Origin of the sequence: Pelotomaculum schinkii, assembly GCF_004369205.1 — a bacterium.
Taxonomy (GTDB): Bacteria; Bacillota; Desulfotomaculia; order Desulfotomaculales; family Pelotomaculaceae; genus Pelotomaculum_C; species Pelotomaculum_C schinkii.
Window position 1 is genome coordinate 126,563 of the sequence record NZ_QFGA01000003.1, and the last position, 22,936, is coordinate 149,498.

Annotated in this window: 23 protein-coding genes; 18 read left to right on the top strand and 5 right to left on the bottom strand. The window is 51.1% G+C overall.

Going from position 1 to position 22,936, the window contains the following annotated elements; genetic code table 11:
• Positions 1–152: 152 nt before the first annotated feature.
• From Psch_RS16690 to Psch_RS16705, 5 genes are all read left to right on the top strand, one after another.
• Positions 153–869 carry a hypothetical protein gene (locus Psch_RS16690; RefSeq protein WP_190258981.1) on the top strand — a complete coding sequence of 239 codons (717 nt, stop codon included), beginning with the start codon at positions 153–155 and terminating at the stop codon, positions 867–869.
• A 273-nt stretch (positions 870–1,142) separates the two neighbouring features.
• Positions 1,143–1,727: a hypoxanthine phosphoribosyltransferase gene (gene hpt / locus Psch_RS16695; RefSeq protein WP_190258982.1), complete on the top strand. Its 585-nt coding sequence runs from the start codon at positions 1,143–1,145 to the stop codon at positions 1,725–1,727.
• Positions 1,690–3,231, top strand: coding sequence for a glutamine-hydrolyzing GMP synthase (gene guaA / locus Psch_RS16700; protein WP_190258983.1), 1,542 nt, complete (start codon positions 1,690–1,692; stop codon positions 3,229–3,231). Before hpt ends, guaA begins: the two co-directional genes overlap by 38 nt.
• Before the next feature lie 318 nt (positions 3,232–3,549).
• A complete protein-coding gene (locus Psch_RS21545) occupies positions 3,550–3,600 on the top strand; it encodes a type II toxin-antitoxin system HicA family toxin (RefSeq protein ID WP_345789104.1) in 51 nt (16 codons plus the stop codon).
• Positions 3,601–3,637: 37 nt separating this feature from the next.
• Positions 3,638–4,069 carry a type II toxin-antitoxin system HicB family antitoxin gene (locus Psch_RS16705; protein WP_190258984.1) on the top strand — a complete coding sequence of 144 codons (432 nt, stop codon included), beginning with the start codon at positions 3,638–3,640 and terminating at the stop codon, positions 4,067–4,069.
• 155 nt (positions 4,070–4,224) lie between these two features.
• Here Psch_RS16705 and Psch_RS16710 read toward each other — a convergent pair whose 3' ends face one another.
• Together Psch_RS16710 and Psch_RS16715 are read right to left on the bottom strand one after the other, a co-directional pair.
• Positions 4,225–4,974, bottom strand: coding sequence for a Fic family protein (locus Psch_RS16710; protein ID WP_190258985.1), 750 nt, complete (start codon positions 4,972–4,974; stop codon positions 4,225–4,227).
• 15 nt (positions 4,975–4,989) lie between these two features.
• Positions 4,990–5,205 carry a helix-turn-helix domain-containing protein gene (locus Psch_RS16715; protein ID WP_190258986.1) on the bottom strand — a complete coding sequence of 72 codons (216 nt, stop codon included), beginning with the start codon at positions 5,203–5,205 and terminating at the stop codon, positions 4,990–4,992.
• Between the two features lie 72 nt (positions 5,206–5,277).
• On the opposite strand from Psch_RS16715, the gene Psch_RS16720 reads away from it, so the two are divergent.
• The gene (locus Psch_RS16720) at positions 5,278–5,709 is read left to right on the top strand and encodes a type II toxin-antitoxin system HicB family antitoxin (RefSeq protein ID WP_243124186.1); all 432 of its coding nucleotides are present in this window, start codon (positions 5,278–5,280) and stop codon (positions 5,707–5,709) included.
• Positions 5,710–5,840: 131 nt separating this feature from the next.
• Here Psch_RS16720 and Psch_RS16725 read toward each other — a convergent pair whose 3' ends face one another.
• Both Psch_RS16725 and Psch_RS16730 read right to left on the bottom strand, forming a co-directional pair.
• Entirely contained in the window at positions 5,841–7,190 is a 1,350-nt protein-coding gene (locus Psch_RS16725) for a DUF4830 domain-containing protein (protein WP_243124187.1), read from the bottom strand.
• Between the two features lie 305 nt (positions 7,191–7,495).
• Positions 7,496–7,708 (bottom strand): hypothetical protein, encoded by a 213-nt coding sequence (locus Psch_RS16730; protein WP_190259373.1) that lies wholly within the window; start codon positions 7,706–7,708, stop codon positions 7,496–7,498.
• A 64-nt stretch (positions 7,709–7,772) separates the two neighbouring features.
• On the opposite strand from Psch_RS16730, the gene Psch_RS16735 reads away from it, so the two are divergent.
• Both Psch_RS16735 and Psch_RS16740 read left to right on the top strand, forming a co-directional pair.
• A complete protein-coding gene (locus tag Psch_RS16735; protein WP_190258987.1) occupies positions 7,773–8,006 on the top strand; it encodes a helix-turn-helix domain-containing protein in 234 nt (77 codons plus the stop codon).
• 291 nt (positions 8,007–8,297) lie between these two features.
• Positions 8,298–10,526, top strand: a complete 2,229-nt coding sequence (locus Psch_RS16740) for a PAS domain-containing protein (RefSeq protein ID WP_190258988.1) — start codon at positions 8,298–8,300, stop codon at positions 10,524–10,526.
• A 23-nt stretch (positions 10,527–10,549) separates the two neighbouring features.
• On the opposite strand, the gene Psch_RS16745 is transcribed toward Psch_RS16740, so the two are convergent.
• Entirely contained in the window at positions 10,550–11,806 is a 1,257-nt protein-coding gene (locus Psch_RS16745) for a serine hydrolase domain-containing protein (RefSeq protein ID WP_190258989.1), read from the bottom strand.
• A gap of 836 nt (positions 11,807–12,642) precedes the next feature.
• Here Psch_RS16745 and purE point away from each other — a divergent pair.
• From purE to Psch_RS16790, 10 genes are all read left to right on the top strand, one after another.
• Positions 12,643–13,167 (top strand): 5-(carboxyamino)imidazole ribonucleotide mutase, encoded by a 525-nt coding sequence (gene purE / locus Psch_RS16750; RefSeq protein ID WP_134217982.1) that lies wholly within the window; start codon positions 12,643–12,645, stop codon positions 13,165–13,167.
• Between the two features lie 33 nt (positions 13,168–13,200).
• The gene (gene purB, locus Psch_RS16755) at positions 13,201–14,496 is read left to right on the top strand and encodes an adenylosuccinate lyase (protein WP_134217981.1); all 1,296 of its coding nucleotides are present in this window, start codon (positions 13,201–13,203) and stop codon (positions 14,494–14,496) included.
• 265 nt (positions 14,497–14,761) lie between these two features.
• On the top strand, positions 14,762–15,481 hold the full coding sequence (purC, locus tag Psch_RS16760) for a phosphoribosylaminoimidazolesuccinocarboxamide synthase (RefSeq protein ID WP_134217980.1): 720 nt from the start codon (positions 14,762–14,764) through the stop codon (positions 15,479–15,481).
• Positions 15,482–15,548: 67 nt separating this feature from the next.
• Positions 15,549–17,006, top strand: a complete 1,458-nt coding sequence (gene purF, locus Psch_RS16765) for an amidophosphoribosyltransferase (RefSeq protein ID WP_134217979.1) — start codon at positions 15,549–15,551, stop codon at positions 17,004–17,006.
• The gene (locus Psch_RS21475; protein ID WP_282432478.1) at positions 16,997–17,119 is read left to right on the top strand and encodes a hypothetical protein; all 123 of its coding nucleotides are present in this window, start codon (positions 16,997–16,999) and stop codon (positions 17,117–17,119) included. The genes purF and Psch_RS21475 overlap by 10 nt, the downstream gene beginning before the upstream one ends.
• A gap of 132 nt (positions 17,120–17,251) precedes the next feature.
• Positions 17,252–18,295 carry a phosphoribosylformylglycinamidine cyclo-ligase gene (gene purM / locus Psch_RS16770; protein WP_134217978.1) on the top strand — a complete coding sequence of 348 codons (1,044 nt, stop codon included), beginning with the start codon at positions 17,252–17,254 and terminating at the stop codon, positions 18,293–18,295.
• A gap of 293 nt (positions 18,296–18,588) precedes the next feature.
• On the top strand, positions 18,589–19,215 hold the full coding sequence (gene purN / locus Psch_RS16775) for a phosphoribosylglycinamide formyltransferase (RefSeq protein ID WP_190258990.1): 627 nt from the start codon (positions 18,589–18,591) through the stop codon (positions 19,213–19,215).
• Positions 19,216–19,220: 5 nt separating this feature from the next.
• Positions 19,221–20,762, top strand: coding sequence for a bifunctional phosphoribosylaminoimidazolecarboxamide formyltransferase/IMP cyclohydrolase (purH, locus tag Psch_RS16780; RefSeq protein WP_190258991.1), 1,542 nt, complete (start codon positions 19,221–19,223; stop codon positions 20,760–20,762).
• 297 nt (positions 20,763–21,059) lie between these two features.
• Positions 21,060–22,331 carry a phosphoribosylamine--glycine ligase gene (gene purD / locus Psch_RS16785; protein ID WP_190258992.1) on the top strand — a complete coding sequence of 424 codons (1,272 nt, stop codon included), beginning with the start codon at positions 21,060–21,062 and terminating at the stop codon, positions 22,329–22,331.
• Positions 22,332–22,548: 217 nt separating this feature from the next.
• A complete protein-coding gene (locus tag Psch_RS16790; protein WP_134217974.1) occupies positions 22,549–22,914 on the top strand; it encodes a YerC/YecD family TrpR-related protein in 366 nt (121 codons plus the stop codon).
• Positions 22,915–22,936: the final 22 nt, after the last annotated feature.

The following is a 22,936-nucleotide window of genomic DNA, read 5'->3' on the forward strand; positions in this document are numbered from 1 at the left end:
GAGTAAATTTTACCCTGTTTCTCTCTCTCGCGCAAGTTTAGGATGTTTTTAACTAATTATTAGCCCGGGGCCTTCTTGAACTGTCATATTTACCTCACAATATCAGTAAAATAGGATAAGTTTTAATTTTTCTCAAGAAACGGGGGATGACCGTGCAGCGTCCGCGTTGGTTGGTTCTGAAAAGGAGAGCGGTTGTTCCTTCACTGGCGCTGGCTCTGGTATTATTTTTGGTGATTTGGGGCGTCGGGCAGCTGATTTCCCGCGGAGCCGGCAAAGTTCCACCCCGGGAAATGCTCAAGACCGGGTTGGAAAAGACGAAAGCCAGCGTGAGTTTCCGCTACCAGGCTGAAACCAGGCTGACCTCGGAAGGTAAGAGCGATATGGAGTTCTTTAGCAAGGTGGAAGGAGAAATGGTTGCCCCGGCCAATATCCACATGCAGGGTACCATGATGAATACACCCATTGAGTTTATTCAGGTGGGCGACAGCTCCTATTTTAAGGACCAGCCAAGCGGCAGGTGGGTGACTCTCACCGGCAACAGGCTGGCGGATTCCGAGCTTTTTTATGCCGAACTGAACCCCCTGGCCTATTTTAATTTCAAGGACGTCCCCGAACTAAAATATGCGGGGACAGAGAAAGTCAACGGAGAGACGCTGCTCTTGCTGGAAATGCGCCCCAACCTGATGGATCCCTTTTTAGAACTGCGGCTTACTGATTATTATTATAAGGTGTGGTTGAGCCCGGAGGACTACCGCCTGCGCCAGGCTGTGCTGCAGGCCAAAGATAAGCACAATCCCAAGGGCGGTATCGAAATCAACCTCCGTTTCTGGGACTATGATAAAGTCCCTCCCATTAACCCGCCCGTTTAAGGTATTACATTCCTGCCGCTGAGTCGCGAACCGCCCCCTGGGGCGGCTTTTTATTCGTACGGAGCAATTCCCAAAAAAAATGTGGGTACGAATTCATTCGCACACGGCCCCATGGAAATGCAGTATATTATGGTTTAGTAGAATACTTTAAACCAATCCGCAGTTTTATGCGCTTGAAATCGCGCCAGTCGCAATTGACATGAGTTCATCAAAACTGTTATATATTAATATGTTAAATGTGAAGTGTATTTCATTAACGGGGGGCTTTAGTGGATGCATCCGGACTGTGAAAGGATCCTCTTGACAGAAGAAGAAATACGTTTAAAAGTAAAGGAACTGGCCGCGCAGATATCCCGCGACTACGCAGATAAGGAACTGTTGGTGGTCGGTATCCTGAAGGGGTCGGTTATCTTCCTGGCCGACCTGGTGCGAAATATCTCCGTGCCCACCTGTTTTGACTTTATGGCTGTCTCCAGCTACGGGGCTTCCTCCAAGTCCTCCGGAGTGGTGCGGATTTTGAAGGACCTGGACCAGGGTATCGAAGGACGGCATGTCCTCATCGTGGAAGATATTGTTGATACCGGCCTGACCCTCAGCTATCTGGTGGAAAACCTCAAAACCCGCGGACCGGCCAGTCTAAAGATCTGCACCCTGCTGGACAAACCATCCAGGCGTGTTGTTGATGTAGATGTTCACTATAACGGTTTCAAAATAGAGGACCATTTTGTAGTGGGTTACGGGCTTGACTTTAACGGGCTGTACCGGAATCAACCCTGCATCATGGTTTTAAAACCGGACGTATACAAAGGGGGAAAAAAACATGACTCTGCCCGAGCAGGAATTGGTAATCGTCCTTGATTTCGGCGGCCAGTACAGCCATTTAATTGCCAGGCGCATCCGGGAGCTGAAGGTCTTCTGCGAGATGCTGCCCTTTTCCACCCCGGTGGCGGAAATCGCCGCCAAAAAGCCGAAAGGCATCGTTTTTTCCGGTGGCCCCTCCAGTGTTTACCAGGACAAGGCGCCGGCCTGCGACCCTGCCATATATGAAACAGGTATCCCTATCCTGGGTATCTGCTACGGGATGCAGTTGATGGCCCAGCAGCTTGGCGGCGGGGTATCCCGGGCCGTCCAGCGGGAATACGGCAAGACCGGGCTTAATGTCCTGGAGCGGGACAAGCTGTTGGGTTGTATGGAACCTGTGGAGCAGTGCTGGATGAGCCACGGTGACCGCGTAGAAAAAGCTCCACCCGGTTTCTCTATTACCGCGAGTACGGATCACTCCCCTGTTGCAGCCATGGTCTGCCCGGACCGCAGGCTCTATGCCGTGCAGTTTCATCCGGAAGTGGTGCATACCCCCAAAGGCCAGGATGTGTTGAAGGCCTTTCTTTACGATATCTGCGGCTGTCACGGCCTCTGGACCATGGGTTCCTTTCTGGAGCGGGCAGTGGCGGAGGTTAAGCGGCGGGTAGGCGACAAAAAGGTGCTATGCGGCTTAAGCGGCGGGGTCGACTCTTCGGTTGCCGCCGTGCTGGTGCAGCGGGCGGTGGGCGACCAGCTCACCTGCGTTTTTGTCAACCAGGGTCTCCTGCGTAAAGGGGAGGCGGAACAAGTCCAGAAGACTTTTCGGGAAAAATTTAAGATAAATCTGGTTTATGTCGACGCCAGGGAGAGGTTTTTGTCCAAGTTGGCCGGGGTTACCGATCCTGAACGGAAGAGAAAGATTATCGGTGAGGAGTTCATCCGCGTTTTTGAGGACGAGGCCGCCAGGCTCGGCGATATTGATTTCCTGGTCCAGGGCACCCTTTACCCGGACGTGGTGGAGAGCGGCACGGCCACAGCGGCGGTGATCAAAAGCCACCATAACGTGGGCTGCCTCCCGGAGGACATGAAGTTTGAACTGGTGGAACCGTTGCGCTGGCTGTTCAAGGACGAGGTCAGGGCGCTTGGCGAGGAGATGGATCTGCCGGAAGAGGTGGTCTGGCGGCAGCCTTTCCCCGGTCCCGGCATGGCTGTACGGGTATTGGGCGAGGTCACCGCTGAGAAGGTGGCGGTGGTACAGGAAGCCGACGCCATCGTGGAGGAGGAAATCCGCAAAGCCGGCCTCTACCGCCGGATCTGGCAGTCCTTTGCCATCCTGCCGGATATGAAGAGCGTCGGCGTGATGGGGGACGAGCGTACCTATTCCTATACGGTCGCCATCCGGGCCGTTATGAGCAACGACGCCATGACCGCCGACTGGGTGCGCCTGCCCTACGAGGTGCTGGAAGCGATCTCCTCACGCATTGTTAGCGAGATCAAGGAAGTCAACCGGGTGGTCTACGACATCACTTCGAAGCCCCCGGCGACAATTGAGTGGGAGTAAAGGAAAAAATCCCCGGAAGCCTGAAATCATGCGGGCTTCCGGGGTTATTTTTTTATTCGTGGTTCTACTTTGGTTCTATTTTCCCGGAGGCGTGAGTTTTTTTTGCAGCTCATCGTTTCATAACTCATTTTACCATTTGCGAACATGGGTGGCCTCGATTTTGTTGATCGGATGGTTCTTCAAATAAAGAATAATGCGCATAAAATATACGCACATTTTTATTGATATACGCATAAAATGGGCGTATAATGAATAATGTAAGGAGGGGAAGCATCCAACAAAGCCCGGCAAAGTCACTGTCCAAACCATTCAGGCGATATGCCCACCGGGACATTACGCAGCATAAAAAAGCAGGCAGGGCTAAAATAACCAAGCCCCACCTGCCGCGAGAAAGGAGTTTATGCATATGCGCAAGTTGTCATATTTGGCTGTTTTTGAGCCCAGCAAGGACGGATACGGCGTATACTTTCCGGAGCTCCCTGGCTGCGTCAGCTTTGGAGCGACCTTTGAAGAGGCGCAGCGGGAGGCGGCCGACGCGCTCGGGCTGCACATTTATGGGATGGAAAAAGACGGAGAGCCGATTCCGGAGCCTTCAAAAGTGCCGGAGATAGACCCCGATACCGCGCCCGGTTATTTGGTTTCTCCGGTTGTTATTTTCCCTGACATGGTGAAAAATGAACTGGACAATAAACGGGTAAAGACCAATATCACCCTGCCGGCATGGCTCAAGGAGGCTGCCGAGCAAAAGGGCGTAAATTATTCGAGGGTGCTCGAGACCGCGCTGCTTGATTATCTTAACATGCCGCCGAGCCCAAAACCACCGGGGCAGAGCAGATAGAGGCCGCATAATTCAGCGTTTGGATTGTGAATAGTCAGGGGCAATACCTTAATGTCTCAACGGCACCCTAATAAACCATATTCAAAATATTGGGAATGTACGGGCGGTTCTGTGTTTGCTGCGGGATCTAGATGGAAGAATGCCCGCTCGGTTGGCTATGTCATTTTAGGAAATGGAATGTGCAGCAACCGCATGATTTCCTTCTGTGTTTCGTATACCCGCTCAGCAATGAAATCCATAAATGGTCGGTCATCTTTATGGGCTCGCTCCAGCAGGCTGTTATACTCCTGACGCAAAACCGGCGGGATCACAGCCAGCATGTAGCCGTCCTGAATGAGAGCCGTGTTCATCAGCAGTCTGGAAATTCGACCATTGCCGTCGATAAAAGGATGAATAAATACAAATCGCTTGTGTAACTGAGCTGCGAACTTGACTGGGTGATATTTGTCCCGCTTCTCTGCGACCCATTGAAATAGTTTTGCCATCTCCTGCCCGATCAGCTTCACGTCGCACACTTTATACTGGGAACCGGCTATGAAGACAGGGCGGTCACGATAGCGGCCGGCTTCTTTAGCATCTATTCCTGTATAAAACATACGGTGCATTGTTAGAGCATCAGCCTCGGTGATACGGCGGCTGCCCAGCAGCGTGAACATAAAGTCATACGCCTGCGCATGCCCCAGTGCCTCAAATGTGTCTTTAAGCGGCTTACCGCCAACAGTCAGCCCATCCTCCAGCAGCACCTTTGTCTCGCTAATAGTGAGGGTATTTCCTTCCAGAGCATTGCTCGACCAGGTGAGACCAATACGGTAATAGCCCTTTATTTCATTAAGCAGGTGGCCCTCAAAAGGACGATGCTCATCAATCGACGCCTTGTAGCGGTCGATTTTATCATATAAAGTCATTGAACGATCCCCCTTTCAGTACGTGACCTTTTCGCCGGAAGGCATAATAAAGGCTCCCTCATATCGGCAACCAGCGGCCTCCGCAATTTGCTTCAATTCGTCGACCGTAAAACTCTCCCGTTTCATTTTTTGGCTGAAAGCTTGCGGGCTTTTCCCTGATATTCGTCCGAGTTCGGAAACGCTTATCCCGAGCTTGACACACAGTATTTTAAGCTGTTCGGATACTGACATATCACCACTCCTTCCAATATTTTCATTATAAACGAAATAATTTAATAAATCAACATTAGTATTTCTCTTTTATTGAAAAACGTTAAAAAAAGAATTGACTTTCCGGAGCTCCCTGGCTGCGTCAGCTTTGGAGCGACCTTTGAAGAGGCACAGCGTGAGGCGGCGGACGCGCTCGGGCTGCACATTTATGGGATGGAAAAAGACGGAGAGCCGATTCCGGAGCCTTCAAAAGTGCCGGAGATAGACCCCGATACAGCGCCCGGTTATTTGGTTTCTCCCGTTGTTATTTTCCCTGACATGGTGAAAAATGAACTGGACAATAAACGGGTAAAGACCAATATCACCCTGCCGGCATGGCTCAAGGAGGCTGCCGAGCAAAAGGGCGTAAATTATTCGAGGGTGCTCGAGACCGCGCTGCTTGATTATCTTAACATGCCGCCGAGCCCAAACCACCGGGGCAGAGCAGATAGAGGCCGCATAATTCAGCGTTTGGATTGTGAATAGTCAAGGGCAATACCTTATGTAGTGCTATACTGAACCGAGGGGGTAACCGGTACGGGGCACAAGGAAATCAGACATCCATTCACAATTATGTGAATGGATGTCTGATTTCTTTTCCTGCATTGCTATAATCTCTAATGTCCAAAACCTTCTATTTTCCATCCCGTCTGAGGAGATTCATAAACCATGCTACAATCCCAAAACTGCTCTCCGCTGCTGATGATCCTATCCTCATTGTATTGAATGTCCATCGTTACCCTGAAGATTTTAGTGCTGTTATCCGGCTCGTCAATCAGTTCGGCTTTCAATAGTTTTACGGATTTCAGATTATCAAAGTTTGATGGAGCTCCGACCCCGGAATCCGTCAAAGGCAATCCGACCCCTTCGTTAAATAATTCCTCGTTTGGCATGTTTGAGGTTAAATTTCCTAGCAGCGTTTTTTTCGAGAGACAATATCCAGCAGTCTTAGCGTCTTTTTTATCCAGCGCCACAAAATATTCTTCAATAACCTGTTCCGGCTCTAATTTGGAAAGACTTTCTTCGGTGCTATCCGCTTGAATCATTTCCGCAAGCCATTCGTTGAGCGTTCGGCCTGTCACTTTTTCAAAGCTGTTTCCTTTCAGACTACAAGCGTTAAAAGCGCTGTGCCTCCCGGCACTGATAAATGCACCGATTATTTTGTCGCTGTGTTTTACAACAATACCCCTGCAATTCTGTATCGGATAAAACTCCTGCGGCATACTCTCATGGACCTTATATATTTCAACGTCAATGGCGGCGGTATTGGAGTATCCGCTCATGTCCAAGCCGATATCCTTTGAAAGCGCATTGTTATATGCGAAATAATATGCGTTTGGATTAAAACCAGATAAGGCGTTAATGTTGTTGAGCTTGTTTTTCATTGCGCTGATCTGATAATCGAGCGTCCAACCATATTCCTTAAACAGCGCCACAGCGTCGGCGTCGTCTATGTGGGCGGTGATGTCTGTGTTCTCCAGAAATGAATCGATATATCGCGCAAAATCCGTCTCCGTTTCGAAAAGGCCGCCGTCTTTCAGGATATAGGCTTTTTTATACAGCGTATCATAGTAGAGTCCGCAGCTATATCCTCCTATCTCATTAGACAGTTTTATTGTATATTGATTTGTATGATTGTTATTCAGGTCATCCTCCTGTGCAGACGTCAGGCTGGTCCGGATCGTCGAATCGATGTATGCCACTATCCGGGAATTGGTCGTTTCAAACTCGTTTGCCGACTTGAAGCCTTTATTTTCGGAGAGAAACTCAATTTTTACTCTGTTATACTCCGTATGATATGCCGCTTCTGAAGGGCTTTCCGATATTGAGCTTAGCCCGCCGTCCTGATTTGGTAAGCCTTCAGGCGCTTCCGTTTGCCTGCTGACCAAAAGAGAAAGGCTGATGGCAGCAACAACCACAACTACTGCGGCGCTTACCCAAAACACGGGCTTTTTATAATGCAGCACATTATTCACCCTCGCCTTTACTTCCGTTTTACCAAAGGCACATGAAGCGGTATTCGGCGTCGAATATTCGCAAATTATCCATTTTAGTTCTCTGCTAAGTCGAATGCGTTAGACCTTGTTATTAGTCTAACGCATTCGACCTGCGCCTGCCAAGAGGGAAGTTTATTCGGGCAAAGTACAGATTGAAAAGAAGAACATTTAGGATCGTCCTCTTGCAGGCTTTTCCCGGATATTCGCCCGAGTTCGGACTGGTGACGTTGAAAGCTCTAATTCAGCAAGCATAATACAGCCGGAGGGCGGCGGTTTTATTCGTTGACCTCTGGTTTTTCGTCTATCACGTTGGGCAGAATAAGAGGCATATCCTCACTTTCGATGTATTCGTTTTCCCCGTCCCGCTGGGCTTTTTGTAGTTGATCGATGGCGGATTTCACTGCGTTGAAAAGCGAAAAATACATGTTCTTGTAGTCGGGTATGGTATATCTCCCCTTTGCTCCGTTATCAGAGCAATTATAACTCATTTCTTTTCTATAATCAAGAAGAAAATGCTCCGTATTTAGAACAAAGAAAAGTGGTTGATCGTAAATGGGCCAAAGCATCAAGGCCGATAAAAATATCGGCGAAAATATCCGCAAGTGGAGAAACGCCAAAGGCATGACGCAGGAACAACTTTCGGCGCAATTGCAGGTGTGCGGCTGTGACATCTCGCGCGGGACGCTGGCAAAAATCGAAGCGGGCATCCGCCATATTTCCGTAAAAGAATTAAACGCATTCAAGGCCATCTTGGATATCGCATACGACGATTTTTTCACGCAGTAAAGCGCGGCGCAGCAGCTCAAAGGGTTTGGGGATGCTTTCCCACAAGCGAAAGGGGGCTGGATTTTCCGTCAGGAAAAATCCAGCCCCCTTTCGGAAAGCATGATAAATGCGAAATATTTTATCCACGACAAATAACGACACATTCCCCGAAGGTAAAAACAGAACTTATGTACAATAGCAAAACATATAACTTATTGTCGAGAGGATGAATGTCATTTGAGTATCATAAGAGAGGCAGCTCCCGGAGTTTTAATAAAATGCAATGACATTACCAACTCGGACGGTACCGGCTTGACCAGGGAAAAGACTCCAGACATTTCAGAGCTTGAAGCAGTCAATTTACAACTTAAAGAGGAAGTTGAAAGAATAAAAAAGTCGGAAGAGATTTTAGAAATATTATTAAAACATACAATTTTCTCGGTAGCTATCCTTGACAGAAATTATACTTTTGTGCGTGTTAACGAAGCCTATGCAAAAGCAGGTGGGCGTAACGTCGATGTCTTTCCCGGTCATAATTACTTTGAATTCTACCCCTCCGATGCTAAAGAAATCTTTGATCATGTTGTGAGGACGAAAGAAACCTATAAGGTTTCTGCAAGACCTTGCATCTGCGGCGACCAACCCGAACGGGGGGTTACTTATTGGGATTGGACGCTTGCGCCTGTGCTTGATTCGTCCGGAGAGGTCGATTTGTTGATTCTCACTTTGTGTGATATTACTGAACATGTTAGATTTAAAGAAAAGCTGTCTGCAAGTGAAGAACATTACCGTTCCATTTATGATAACAGCCACGATGGTATTATCTTGAGTCATGTAGAAGGTGCAATAATATCAGCCAATCCCGCGGCTTGTCGTATGTTTGGCGGAACAGAAGAAGAGTTGTGTGCTGTTGGCAGGAATGGCATCTTTGATTTGGATGACCCAAGGATTATGATAGCTGTTAAGGAGAGAGACCAGATAGGAAGCTACAACAGCGAGATGACATTGTTGCGCAAGGATGGAACTAAATTTCCGGGTGAGGTTACTTCGAACCTGTTTAAGGATCAGAATGGCCGTATTTTAGCCAGCACGATTATTAGGGATATCACAAAGCGTAAGAAATCGGAAGAGGCCCTCCGTTTATCTGAAGAAAAATTCTCAAAAGCCTTTTATAACAGTCAAGCTATGATGTCTATTACCAGGCTTAGCGATAACGAGTTAATTAATGTGAATAAGACTTTTGCGGAAGTCTTGGGTTACGACCGGAAAGAGCTTATAGGTAAAACTATTTATGAACTGAATATCTGGGCGGACCTGAAAGAAAGACAGGATATGCTGAGAAAACTGTTTGAAAATGGTTATGTCAAAAATCTTGAAATTATGTTCAAGAAAAGGTCGGGAGAGAGCGTTTATGCAATTTCTTCTTTTAATATTTTTGACGTAGAGGGCGAGAAGTGTTTACTTTCTTCCTTTATAGATATAACAGAACGTAAGATAATTGAAGAGAATTTGCGTGTATCTGAAGAACTGTTTTTTAAAGCTTTTAATACGAACCCGCTTCCGATGATTATAGTGTCAATGAAGCATGGAGCATTTGTGGAAGTTAACGAAGCTTTCATCAGAAGAAACGGTTATGACAAAGAGGAATTAATGGGCGTCAGGATGATTGATATCCATCATTGGGTTGACATAAATCAGTATTTTGAGTTTATTGAGGATATTAAAAAAGAAGGTTCCATCAATAACTATGATGTCAGATTTCGCAAAAAATCAGGTGAGATATGGAGAGCCTTGTTGTCAGGGGTTATCATTATGTGGAATAATGAGCAATGCACCCTGGCAATCGCTAATGATATTACAGAACTAAGACGTTACCAGAGAGAAATTGAGCGTTTAGAACGTCTAAACTTAATCGGAGAAATGTCAGCCAGTATTTCTCATGAGATAAGAAATCCAATGACCACTGTCAGAGGCTTCCTGCAGTTGTTTTTGAAAAGGGAAAGGTATGCCCAGGACAAAGATTACATACTTTTGATGATAGAGGAGCTGGATCGGGCTAATTCAATTATCACAGAGTTCCTTGCCCTTGCCAAAAATAAGGCTGTTGAATTGAAGAGCCAAAGTCTAAATAAGATAATAGAGACCCTCTTCCCTCTGCTTCAGGCCGAAGCCATGAAACAAGATAAAATTATTGAACTGGAACTTGGTGATATTCCGTATGTAACCTTTGATAAAAATGAGATTCACCAGCTTATCCTTAACCTTGTTCTTAACGGTCTCGAGGCAATGCCGGCAGGAGGATGTATAACCATCAAGACGTTCCAGGAACGCGCTCAGGTAGTCCTTGCTGTGCAGGACCGTGGGACAGGGATTGCTCCGGAGGTCCTTGAAAAAATAGGCACGCCTTTCTTTACAACCAAGGAGAATGGCACCGGGCTGGGAGTGGCCATATGCTACAGCATTGCTCAGAGGCATAATGCCAGGATAGATATAGCGACTGATTCCAACGGGACAACTTTTTACGTTAGGTTTAAGGCTTAACAGCGCTTGGTTGCTTTACTTGCTTATGGGGCCGGTCCGGGCGGGCCGGCGAACTGTGCGTAAATCCGGTTGATTACACTCTCTTCGATGTTTTTATACCCGCTCTTTAAAAACTCATAACAACCGCCGTTGGTCACGAAAATAACCCCGTTGTTTTCGTCGCGGTCAAAATACATGTCGCTGACCAGGCCGCAGGCATCCCCGGCGTGCCCGGTCAGCCTCCTGCCCGCCAGGGCGTCGGTGATGTGGAACATTAGACCCATCTGCCTGAAGAACCCTGCCAACCCGAAACCGCACCAATGTATCTGGTGCATCAGATCAACAGCAGCTCTACTTAGAATACGGACACCGCCATAAACTCCCCCGTTCATATGAGCAATCGTGAACTTGGCCAGGTCAAGCACACTTGTCCTGACCGCCCCCGCCGGGCCGATATAGAAGTTCCCCAAAGGGTGTTGATATGTCCTTCTGGATGGCCTCTGGCCTTCCGGATAGTAATCGCAGGCCGGGTAAAACCTGTCGTCTCCGCTCGTTTCATAAAGAACGGCGATTTTTTGGTGATTGACGATATCGGCCGGCACATAGCTGGCATCCATCCCCAGCGGCTTAAAAATGTGGTTTATGGCATACCGGTCGAAACGTTCCCCTGAGAGCATTTCCACCAGAGCGCCGATGATGCCGGCGCCGAAATTGGAGTAGTTGAAACGGGCGCCCGGCCGGTAGTCGCCCCAGGTCAAACTGCTGTAAGCCTCACTGCCGGGGACCAGGAGTTCCCTTAAGGGAGGTGGGTTGGGTGAACTTAAAGCCGCCGCATATCCGCCGGTATCCAGGATGCTGGAGGTATGGGTTAAGAGCATGTGGAACGTAATTTTATCATCAGGATAATGCGGGTTTCTAACCGGGTAGCCCAGGCAACTGCTGATATCGCTGTCGAGGCGGAAGAGACCCGACTCCCAGAGCTGCATCAGTGCGGTAGCGGTAATTGTTTTGGAAACCGAGGCTATCCTGTAGATAGTATCGGGGCCTGCCGGGCGGCTTTTCTCTAAATCAGCCCACCCATAGCCATTGGCCCAGACCACCCCGCCGTCCTTGACAAAGGCTGCGGAAACTCCGACGATTTGACTCTTATGCATTTCCTCCAGGATCGCAGTATCCAGGATGTTTTGGGGGACATTGGGGTAAGGTTTTAGGCTGACCTCTTGTGGTGGACCGGCCTGCTCCGGCCAAAAAGGTTCGGCCGGGTTGGCCTGTTGTTGCCAGTGGTACAGTGGACGGGACATATATATCCACCTCGCAGACCTCGTTTAAATACGGAAGCAGGGGGACGGGAAGCAGGGGGACGGTTCTTTTGCTTCCCTGAAAATAGCTTTACGGCTCAGAGCGAATCCCCCAAAATGCAGGGGCGAATTCAATCGCAAAGAAGTTACATTAGCCCCCATGCCGCCTGCCTGGTGTTTTCATGGCGCGGAGCGCCGCGCTGGCGGCGGGTGGAACTACTTTGTATATCTATATAAAATATGTATGTATCATACAAAAGAGCATACCCCATTAGAACCTTCATCTTTCCGGTTTGGCTGTGGTGCTGGAAGGTATTCCCGTGGCAATTAAGGGATATGACGGCTCACCGGAAAAAATTCCTGTAGCTTTATCCCCGTTATTTGGACAACAAGCCAATAGAAATACAGTATGAAATGTACATAAACTTAAAATAAAAGGGTTTTTGATGTTGAAATTCTTCTATAAACTTGTTAATATAAGGCTGTAATAAATCCAGCCCGTTTTGCATACGGGCATATTGTTTTGTATAACTTAGAACCACAAACGGGGAGAAAGTGTGCCTAGGGTTCCATGTCTTCAGCCTTTAGGGAAGGCAGTTCGGTCCAAGCGGCACAGGCCTGATGGAAATTGGCCGGTATTCGGTTTGTGTCTGCAGCCATTTCCTTATGGTTACACCGATCAGGGAGAAAAGCCCAGGCGGGTAGGTTTCACTCGAAATCCTATTCGTCCGGGCTTATGTTTTTTGGGGATTGGGATACTACTTGATATTAATAATATGATCAGGCCAAATGATATGGTGTTTGGTATGAATGTATTACCAAAGGGAGAGAAACTAAAAATGTCAAAAATCCTGGTTGGCATAGTCATGGGCAGTGATTCCGACCTGCCGGTAATGAGAGCGGCCTCCGATGTGCTGGAGGAATTGGGAATTCCCTGTGAAGTGGTCATATCCTCCGCCCACCGGGTTCCGGACAAGACCGCCGCATACGCCAGGACAGCTGTGGAGCGGGGCCTTGCGGTAATCATCGCCGGGGCCGGCCAGGCTGCCCACCTGGCGGGCGTAATAGCGGCCCATACTCCTCTACCGGTTATCGGCGTTCCCCTGCAGTCGGGTCCTCTTAGCGGGGTTGACGCTCTCTATGCCACTGTCCAAATGCCTTCCGGTATTCCGGTAGCCACCGTGGCTATCAACGGGGCCAAGAACGCCGGTATCCTTGCCGCCCAAATCATTGGCGCGACGGACTCTGCAGTGAGAGACAGGGTAACGGCTTTTAAGGATAAGCTGGCCAGACAGGTCACTGAAAAAGACGCCCTTTTAAATGAACTGGGCATCGACGGGTATCTGGAACGGTCGAGAAAATAAGGCATAAAAGCTGTTGAGTATGGAGGATTAACAATGATCGAAAGATACACTCTGCCTGAAATGAAGGCTGTCTGGTCCGAGGAAAACAAATTCCGCAAGTGGCTGGACGTTGAAATTTATGCCTGTGAAGCTTTGGCCGAGCTGGGTCAGGTGCCGCCGGCGGCGCTGGCTGAAATCAAGGAAAAAGCGAATTTTGATGTACAGCGTATTGCCGAAATTGAAGCTGTGACCAACCATGATATCATTGCCTTTACCACCAACGTGGCTGAGTATGTGGGCGAAGCCGGCAAGTACATCCACCTCGGCCTGACTTCCTCGGACGTTTTGGACACGGCTATGGCTGTCCTGATGAAAGAGGCCGGGCGATATCTGCTGGTAAGATTGGAAAAGCTGAAGGAAGCTCTTTTGGAAAAAGCCGTGGAGCACCGCAACACCGTGATGATCGGCCGTACCCACGGCATCCACGCCGAGCCCATCACCTTTGGTTTAAAAATGTTGCTCTGGGTAGACGAGGTAGAACGCTGTATCCAGAGAATGGAGCGGGCGGTGGAGATTATCAGCGTGGGTAAAATCTCCGGAGCGGTGGGGACCTACGCCAACATTAACCCGCGTGTAGAGGCGCATGTCTGCGCCAGGCTTGGCCTGGCGCCGGCCAAAGTGAGTACCCAGGTGCTGCAGCGCGACCGGCACGCCGAGTATTTGACCACGATCGCGGTTATCGGCAGTTCCCTGGACAAGTTCGCCACCGAACTGCGCAGCCTCCAGCGTACGGACATCCTTGAGGTTGAGGAGCAGTTCAAGAAGGGTCAGAAAGGGTCCTCGGCCATGCCGCACAAGCGCAATCCCATTACCGGCGAGCGTATCTCCGGGCTGGCCCGCCTCCTGCGCGGCAACGCTTTGGCCGCCATGGAAAACGTGGCCCTGTGGAACGAACGTGATATCTCTCATTCCTCGGTAGAGCGGGTCATTGTCCCCGACTCTACGATTACTCTGGACTACATGCTGGCCAAGCTCACCGACATTATCACCAACCTGCAGGTTTACCCGGAAAACATGTTGAAGAATATTGATCGCACCCATGGCTTGATTTTTTCTCAGCGGGTGCTGTTGGCCCTGGTGGAAGAGAAAGGCCTGACCAGGGAGCGTGCTTACGAGCTGGTGCAGCGCAACGCTATGCAGTCCTGGCGCACCGGAGAGAGCTTCCGCAGCCTGCTGCTGAAGGATGGTGATGTTGCTTCGCTCCTCACTCCTCAGGAGGTTGATGAACTCTTTGACTATAACTACCACCTGAAAAATGTTGATTTAATATACAGCAGGTTCGGCCTGTAGTTCACATAACACCGTCGTGGTTCCCGCAGCAGCGGATGAAATGGGTTGCCCACGGGCCCCGTCGGCGAACGTATCATGAAAGCACCAGGCGATGCAAGGGCGATTTCAAACCGCACACGGCGCGCTGGTGCCGGACCTGCATGACATTTGTGCGAATGAATTCGCGCTGCGAGCTAAACAGATGTACGGTTATTTTCAAGGAAGCAAAAGAACCGTCCCCCTGCTTCCGTTATTTTCAAAAATTAAGATGCGGGAGGTTTGACAAGTGCCTCGTCAACTTGAACGACTTTACGAAGGAAAGGCCAAGCGGGTTTACCGCACAGATGATCCGGATTTATACCTGGTGGAGTACAAGGACGACGCCACTGCCTTTAACGGCGCCAAAAAAGGGACCATACAAAATAAAGGCGTGCTTAACAACCAGATCTCGGGAGTGTTTTTCCGCATGCTGGAAGAGCGGGGGATACCTACCCACTTTGTAGAACTGGTCAGCGACCGGGAGATGCTGGTTAAAACACTGGAAATAGTACCGGTGGAGGTTGTGGTCCGCAATATTGCCGCCGGCAGCTTGGCCAAGCGCCTGGGACTGGCGGAAGGGACCGTCCTGTCCTCACCGGTTCTTGAGTATTACTACAAGAGCGATGAACTGGGCGACCCCATGATCAACGACTACCATATCAGGGCGCTTGGCCTGGCTTCTCCTGAACAAATGGAGCGGATCCGGGATATTGCCCTGGCTGTAAACAGTATCATGCTCGAATACCTGGCAGACAAAAATATCGATCTGGTAGACTTTAAACTTGAATTTGGTATACACAAAGGTGCGGTTATCCTGGGCGACGAGATTTCTCCTGATACCTGCCGTTTCTGGGATAAACACACCCGCGAAAAGCTGGACAAGGACCGCTTCCGCCGCGACCTGGGCAATGTTGAAGGAGCTTACGAAGAGGTTTTTAAACGGCTGACCGGGAAGAGTTTTAGTTAAACTTCCCATATCGTTAACAAGGTTTTAGAGAAGAGAAAATATAGAGATGTGGGAATGGAGGAGCAAAATGGCCGGGGATTTTGGAAATGGATACGATGAGGTCTTGCCGGTGGTTGACAAGCCGCGGGAAGAATGCGGTATTTTCGGTATCTACGGGCCGGGCTTTGACGTAGCCAGGCTTACCTACTATGGTCTTTACGCCCTGCAGCACCGCGGCCAGGAGAGCGCCGGGATAGCTGTCGGCAACGGCAGCAAGATTCGACTGGCTAAGGGTATGGGGTTGGTTTCAGATGTCTTCAACGACGAGAAACTGGGCAGCTTCCAGGGGCACTTGGCGATAGGACACGTACGCTACTCCACTACCGGCTCTAATAACCCGGCCAACGCCCAGCCTCTGGTTTTCAATTATTCCCGCGGGATGATTGGCCTGTCCCATAACGGCAACATCTCCAATATTGCCGAACTGCGCCGGCAATTGTCCTCGACCGGCTCGGTCTTCCAATCTACCACCGACAGCGAAGTCATTGTCAACCTGATTGCCCGTTACAGTCAGAACAGCCTGGTTGAGGCCATCGTCAAGTCCATGATCGATCTCAAAGGAGCCTACTCACTCCTGGTCCTGACGGAAAACAAACTGATTGGCATACGCGATCCCTTCGGCTTCCGCCCGCTGTGCCTGGGACGCAAAGGCGACGCTTATATTTTGGCCTCGGAATCCTGCGCTCTGGATACCATCGGAGCTGAATTTGTACGGGACCTGGAGCCGGGCGAAATCGTCGTGATTGACGAGGACGGTCTGCAATCGCTTCAGTCACTGCAGGTTCCCCGCCGGAAAGCGCACTGTATCTTTGAATACATTTACTTTGCCCGTCCCGACAGCCGCATCGACGGGTTCAACGTTAACCGTGTCCGGTACGAGATGGGTCGCCAATTGGCCAGGGAATATCCGGTTGAAGCGGACCTGGTGATACCGGTGCCGGATTCGGGGACGATCGCCGCCAGAGGCTTTGCCTGGGAATCCGGCATACCCTTTGAGGAGGGGCTGATGAAGAACCGCTATGTCGGCCGCACCTTTATTCAGCCTACGCAGGATATCAGGGAATTGGGAGTCAGGCTTAAACTGAACCCGGTCCGGCATATACTGCAGGGTAAGCGGGTGGTACTGATTGACGACTCCATCGTACGCGGCACCACCAGCGGCAAAATCGTGAGCATGGTACGGGAGTGCGGCGCCAGGGAGGTCCATTTCTGCCTGAGTTCTCCTCCTACCAAGCTGCCTTGCTATTACGGCATAGATACCTCCCTCAGTGAACTGATTGCCGCCCACAAAACGGTTGAGGAGATCAGGGAGTATATCAGCGCCGACGGCTTGCATTACCTGAGCCAGGAGGGCCTGCTGGGAATATTCGGTGAAGCGCGGGGCAACTTCTGCACTGCCTGCTTCAGCGGGGACTACCCCACCTATGTGCCCGATCCCAACCTGCAGGGCAAGCTGGTATTCGAGGAGGAGCACGGGTGCGGCTAAGTACAGGGGCTGAACATGCCGGCAGCAGCTTGGTGCGGATGATGCCCGGCAGGTACTTGAAACTATTTCTAAAGGCTAGCTGCATGACGGGACTAAACTCAACGATATTGTGACATAAGATTCTCATATTAGGTTTGCCCTACGCCTTGCGACAATAATATACAACCTTTAACTTATTTTCAAACAAAGTATTTTTTTGCCTGCGTCCAACGTCCAACGACTCACGTCTAAATACGGAGGTATACATGACCGAAAAGAAGAAGGGCCTCACTTATGCCGATGCCGGGGTGGATATTGAAGCCGGCAACAAGGCGGTCCACCTGATGAAAGACACCGTGCGCAGCACTTTCAGACCTGAGGTCTTGGCCGATATCGGCGGCTTTGGCGGTTTTTTTGCCCTCAATAAGGACAGGTACCGGGAGCCGGTGCTGGTTTCCGGTACGGATGGCGTCGGTACCAAGCTGCGGGTGGCCATGTTGACAGGCAGGCATGATTCAGTAGGCATAGATGCGGTGGCCATGTGTGTCAACGATATCCTGGCGCAGGGGGCGGAGCCGCTCTTTTTCCTTGATTACCTGGCAGTCGGCCGGTTGTCGCCGGAACAGGTGGCCGCTATCGTGGGCGGCGTGGCTGAGGGCTGCCGCCAGGCCGGTTGCGCTTTAATCGGCGGGGAGACCGCCGAGATGCCTGGTTTTTATGGACCGGAGGAATACGATATAGCTGGTTTCGCCGTAGGAGTGGTGGAACGGAGCAGGATTATCGACGGCCGGGATATTGTGCCGGGGGATCTGGTAATCGGCCTGCCTTCAAGCGGGCTGCACAGCAACGGCTACTCTCTGGCCCGTAAAGTCCTGCTGGAGGTCGCCGGGTACGGTGTTGATACATATTTGGAACAACTGGGGCGGACCGTGGGTGAGGAAATGCTCGAGCCCACCAGGATTTATGTGAAAGCTATCCTGCCTTTACTGGATCGGTTTAAAATGAAGGGGTTGGCCCACATTACCGGAGGCGGCCTGACGGAAAACGTGCCACGCGCTCTGCCGGAAGGTACCGGGGTCGAGTTTCGTTTAGGCACCTGGCCCGTGCCCCCGGTGTTTAACCTGATTCAAGAGACGGGTAATATTGCGGCAAGCGAGATGCTGCGGACTTTTAACATGGGTGTCGGCCTGGTGGCGGTGGTTGCCCGTGCGGAGGCAGGCGCCGTAATGGCTGACCTGTCCGCCAGGGGCGAGACAAGCTACCTGATCGGCGAAGTGGTGGAAGGCAAACGGGAAGTAACTTACACCTAAACACGCCTTGATTTGCGCCCGCACAGGGAGTCGCGATCACGGCGCAGCAGAGAGTGAAAACCAGGCGATGCAGGCGCGATTTCAGCAGCGCACGGCGCTCGCGCCGGGCTTATGTGGAAAGGTAGCAATGAATTCGCAGCTATATTTGGGGGGCGCTCTATGGGCTGAACAGCTGTACAGTTATTTTTCAAGGAAGCAAAAGAACCGTCCCCTTGCTTCCTTTTGAGCGGCATTGTAGTGGTCAAGTGAAGTGTGAAAATGTGAAAATTGGGCTTGGCTAAGGAGGGGATCAAGTGAGCAAGCTACGCCTGGGCGTTCTGGCCTCCGGCCGGGGCTCAAACCTCCAGTCCATCATGGACCAGGCTGCTGCCGGGAAAATAAACGCCGCGGTAGCCGTGGTCATCAGCGACAAAAAAGATGCCTATGCGCTGGAGCGGGCGAGGATGGCGGGTATCCCGGCCGGACACATTAATTACAGTGATTTCCCATCCAAGGATGCGTATGAAAGGTCAATTGTCGAACTTTTGCAGCAGCATGGAGTGGAACTGGTCTGTCTCGCCGGTTATATGAGAATTGTAGGCAAGGTACTCCTGGCAGCTTTTCCGAACAGGGTTATGAACATCCACCCGGCGCTCCTGCCGTCCTTTCCGGGGTTGCATGGCCAGGAACAGGCCTGGGCCTACGGGGTCAAATTCAGCGGCTGTACCGTCCATTTTGTTGACGAGGGCATGGATACCGGGCCGATTATTCTCCAGGCTGTGGTTCCGGTTTACGATGAAGATACGGCCGATGACTTGTCCGCCCGTATTTTGGAGCAGGAACATAAGATTTACCCGGAAGCTATCCGGCTCTATGCGGAGGGACGGCTGAGGATTGAAGGCAGGAAAGTATACGTGAGTAAAATAAATCATAGGAGGTAAATAACTTGGCTCTTCAACGTGCTTTAATCAGCGTATCGAACAAAGCTGGTGTAATTGAGTTTTCCCGCGGGCTGGTGGAACTGGGTGTGGAGATTGTTTCCACCGGGGGCACGGCTAAAGCCCTGCGTGAGGCGGGTGTGCCTGTTACATATATCTCCGACGTCACAGGGTTCCCGGAAATATTGGACGGCCGGGTCAAGACCCTGCACCCCACCGTGCACGGCGGCATCCTGGCTTTAAGAAATCCTGATCACCTGGGCCAGTTGGCAAAGCATAACATTACCCCCATCGACCTGGTGGCGGTAAACCTTTATCCCTTCCGCGAGACCATCGCCAAGCCCGGGGTAACCCTGGCGGAAGCCATTGAGAATATTGATATCGGCGGTCCCACCATGGTCCGTTCCGCAGCCAAGAACTACGAAAATGTGCTGGTCATCGTCAACCCGGAACGCTATCATGAGGTGCTGGAAGCCCTGCGCAAGGGTGAAGCCGGGCGGGAGCTGAGGATGGCCCTGGCCCGTGAGGCTTTTGCCCATACTGCATCTTACGATGCAGCTATCACGGCTTACCTCTCCGGGATAGGTGAGGGCGCGGAGCAATTTCCGCCGACCATGGATCTCTCGCTCAAACGGGTCCAGGTCCTGCGCTACGGAGAAAATCCCCACCAGCAGGCTGCCTTCTACCGCGACCCGGCCGTGACCGGGCCCTGCGTCGGCAATGCTGTTCAGCTTGCGGGCAAGGAACTGTCGTATAACAATATCCTGGATATCAACTCGGCTTTTGAGCTGGTAAGAGAATTTATAGAGCCGGCCGCGGTTATTGTCAAGCACAACAACCCCTGCGGCTGTGCTGTTTCGGCACAACTGACAGATGCTTACCTTAAGGCTCTGGAAGGTGACCCGGTGTCGGCGTTTGGGGGCATAATAGCGCTAAACCGGGTGGTGGACGCCCCCACCGCACAGGAGATGGCCAAACTATTCGTGGAAGCGATTATTGCGCCGGGGTACGAAGATCAAGCTCTTGAGATTCTGAAGAAGAAGGCGAACTTAAGGCTGCTTTCAACCGGCGACTTAACCATCCAAACCAACGACCGCCTGGATATGAGGAAGGTAAACGGCGGTCTCCTGGTGCAGGAATTCGACCGTGAGGTACTTAAGCTGCCTGAGTTGAAAGTAGTTACCAAAAGGACCCCGACGCAGAATGAAATGGACGAGCTCATTTTTGCCATGACCCTGGTCAAGCACGTCAAGTCCAACGCCATCGTGCTGACCAAGGAACGCCAGCTCATCGGTGTGGGAGCGGGCCAGATGAACCGGGTGGGTTCGGCCAAAATAGCCATCAACCAGGCCGGGGAAAAGGCTGCGGGGGCCGTATTGGGCTCGGACGCCTTCTTCCCCTTCAACGATACCGTGCTTGAAGCAGCCCGCGCCGGCATCACCGCCATCATTCAGCCGGGCGGCTCCATCCGTGACGAGGAGTCGATCAAAGCATGTGATGAGGCCGGTATGGCCATGGTGTTCACAGGCATGAGACACTTCAAACACTAGCAGGATGAATGATGTCGCAGGCCGTAGGGCGTAAGGCGTAAAAAGAATGGGCTGCAGGGTTAGTTTGTTACGTTGGTTGTTGTGTAAGATAAAGCAGCCGAAGGAAGCAGGGGGACGGTTCTTTTGCTTCCGAATTCGGAAGCAAAAGAACCGTCCCCCTGCTTCCCGTGTCAACCCCAAAGAAATGCTTAAACCTACGCCCTGCGCCCTACGGCCTGCGACTGCTTCCTAAACGGTTTAAAATTTTAGTATCTAACCGGCCTTTCGATGTTTATGTACGAATTGGGAGGGTAGTGTATGAGGGTTTTGGTTGTGGGTGGCGGCGGACGTGAACACGCCCTGGTGTGGAAGCTGAAGCAAAGCCCCCGCGTGACTAAAGTTTACTGTGCTCCGGGCAACGCAGGCATAGCCCGGGACGCTGACTGTATTCATATAAAAGCTGAGGATGTACAGGGGCTGTTGAATTTCGCTCTTAAAAACGAAATTGGCCTTACTGTGGTAGGACCGGAAGCGCCGCTCAACGCAGGTATTGTCGACCGGTTTGAGGCGGCAGGGCTGAAAATCTTCGGGCCCTCACAGGCAGCGGCTGAGATTGAGGGCAGCAAGGTGCTGTCCAAGGAGATTATGGCCAGGTACGGTATCCCCACGGCTTCTTACGCTGTTTTTACCGACCCCGCTGAAGCCGCTTCTTACATCAAACGAACCGGCGCTCCCTGTGTGGTCAAGGCTGACGGCCTGGCCGCCGGCAAGGGAGTAATCGTGGCCCTTGATGAGGAAAGCGCGCTCGATGCGGTGCGTTCGATTATGATGGACAAAGACTTTGGGGCGGCCGGGGAGCGTCTGGTCGTGGAGGAGCGCCTGTCAGGGGAAGAGGTCAGCATCCTGGCTTTCACTGATGGGGTCAGCGTAGTGCCCATGATTGCCTCGCAGGACCACAAGCGCGCCTATGACAACGACGAGGGGCCGAACACCGGCGGTATGGGAGCCTATGCCCCGGCTCCGGTTTATACTGCCGATGTGCACAGGAAAACCATGGAGGAAATATTAATTCCCATGGTCCAGGCTATGAACAATGAGGGCCGGACCTACCGCGGTGTTATCTACGCCGGGCTGATGGTTGATGAAAACGGACCGAAAGTACTGGAATTTAACGCGCGTTTTGGCGACCCGGAAGCGCAGCCGGTCCTGATGCTGTTGGAGACTGATCTGGTTGATATTATCGAGGCCATCCTGGAAAAGCGCCTGGGCCAAATCGAAATCAAGTGGAAGGAACAGGCCGCAGTGTGCGTAGTGTTGGCCTCGGGAGGCTATCCCGGTTCTTACGAAAAGGGAAAAGTCATCAAAGGTTTGGAAAACCCAGGCGGGGAAGTGCTCGTCTTCCACGCCGGCACCGCCGCGAAGGACGGGGACATTGTTACCGCCGGGGGGCGGGTGCTGGGTGTGACGGCAGCCGGTTCGGACATCCCTTCGGCTATCGAACGGGCTTACGCGGCAGTGGAAAAAATCCATTTCGACGGCATGCACTACCGGCATGACGTGGGGCGCAAGGCGCTGGAGCGTTTAAAATAGCGAGAGAGCTCTCATAGATAGCTGATGGAACCATGGTTTGGCGCATTTGCGCAACCGTTAATCATTATATACAAATGGCACTGCGGAACCCTAACATCCTCACAGGCTGCAACGCCTGCTGTTAGTTAACCAAAAGCGCCTTTTTTTGTCTTGATTTTTCCTCTTTAACGTATTAAAATATTAAAGAAACAGATTATCAGCCCAGGGGGTTGTAGCTGTGTACGCAGGAAGACTTAGAGATGAGCTTTTGGACAGGCTTTTTGAGGCAGTGCTGCTTTTACGAAACACGGATGAATGCTACCAATTTTTTGAAGACGTCTGTACTGTTGCAGAACTCAGGTCGTTGGCCCAGCGCCTGGAAGTCGCCAAAATGCTGCAGAATAACCATACTTACGGCGATATAGCCAGTCGTACCGGCGCCAGCACGGCCACTATCAGCAGAGTAAAGAGATCTCTCAACTACGGTGCGGACGGTTATAAACTGATTCTGGAAAGACTTGCCTCAACATCCGGCAAAGCTTCCCTGGATAGTCGGTTAGAAAAAGCGACTGTTGCGGAGCCAATAATGGATGATGAAAAATAATGAATCTGATGAAGCGCCGGTA

What these genes read in the sequence shown, in the direction of transcription:
- hpt (WP_190258982.1), top strand. Translation starts at nt 1,143, where the DNA reads ATGCATCCGGACTGTGAAAGGATCCTCTTGACAGAAGAAGAAATACGT.
- guaA (WP_190258983.1), top strand. Translation starts at nt 1,690, where the DNA reads ATGACTCTGCCCGAGCAGGAATTGGTAATCGTCCTTGATTTCGGCGGC.
- Psch_RS16705 (WP_190258984.1), top strand. Translation starts at nt 3,638, where the DNA reads ATGCGCAAGTTGTCATATTTGGCTGTTTTTGAGCCCAGCAAGGACGGA.
- Psch_RS16710 (WP_190258985.1), bottom strand. Translation starts at nt 4,974, where the DNA reads ATGACTTTATATGATAAAATCGACCGCTACAAGGCGTCGATTGATGAG.
- Psch_RS16715 (WP_190258986.1), bottom strand. Translation starts at nt 5,205, where the DNA reads ATGTCAGTATCCGAACAGCTTAAAATACTGTGTGTCAAGCTCGGGATA.
- Psch_RS16730 (WP_190259373.1), bottom strand. Translation starts at nt 7,708, where the DNA reads ATGAGTTATAATTGCTCTGATAACGGAGCAAAGGGGAGATATACCATA.
- Psch_RS16735 (WP_190258987.1), top strand. Translation starts at nt 7,773, where the DNA reads ATGGGCCAAAGCATCAAGGCCGATAAAAATATCGGCGAAAATATCCGC.
- Psch_RS16745 (WP_190258989.1), bottom strand. Translation starts at nt 11,806, where the DNA reads ATGTCCCGTCCACTGTACCACTGGCAACAACAGGCCAACCCGGCCGAA.
- purE (WP_134217982.1), top strand. Translation starts at nt 12,643, where the DNA reads ATGTCAAAAATCCTGGTTGGCATAGTCATGGGCAGTGATTCCGACCTG.
- purB (WP_134217981.1), top strand. Translation starts at nt 13,201, where the DNA reads ATGATCGAAAGATACACTCTGCCTGAAATGAAGGCTGTCTGGTCCGAG.
- purF (WP_134217979.1), top strand. Translation starts at nt 15,549, where the DNA reads ATGGCCGGGGATTTTGGAAATGGATACGATGAGGTCTTGCCGGTGGTT.
- purM (WP_134217978.1), top strand. Translation starts at nt 17,252, where the DNA reads ATGACCGAAAAGAAGAAGGGCCTCACTTATGCCGATGCCGGGGTGGAT.
- purD (WP_190258992.1), top strand. Translation starts at nt 21,060, where the DNA reads ATGAGGGTTTTGGTTGTGGGTGGCGGCGGACGTGAACACGCCCTGGTG.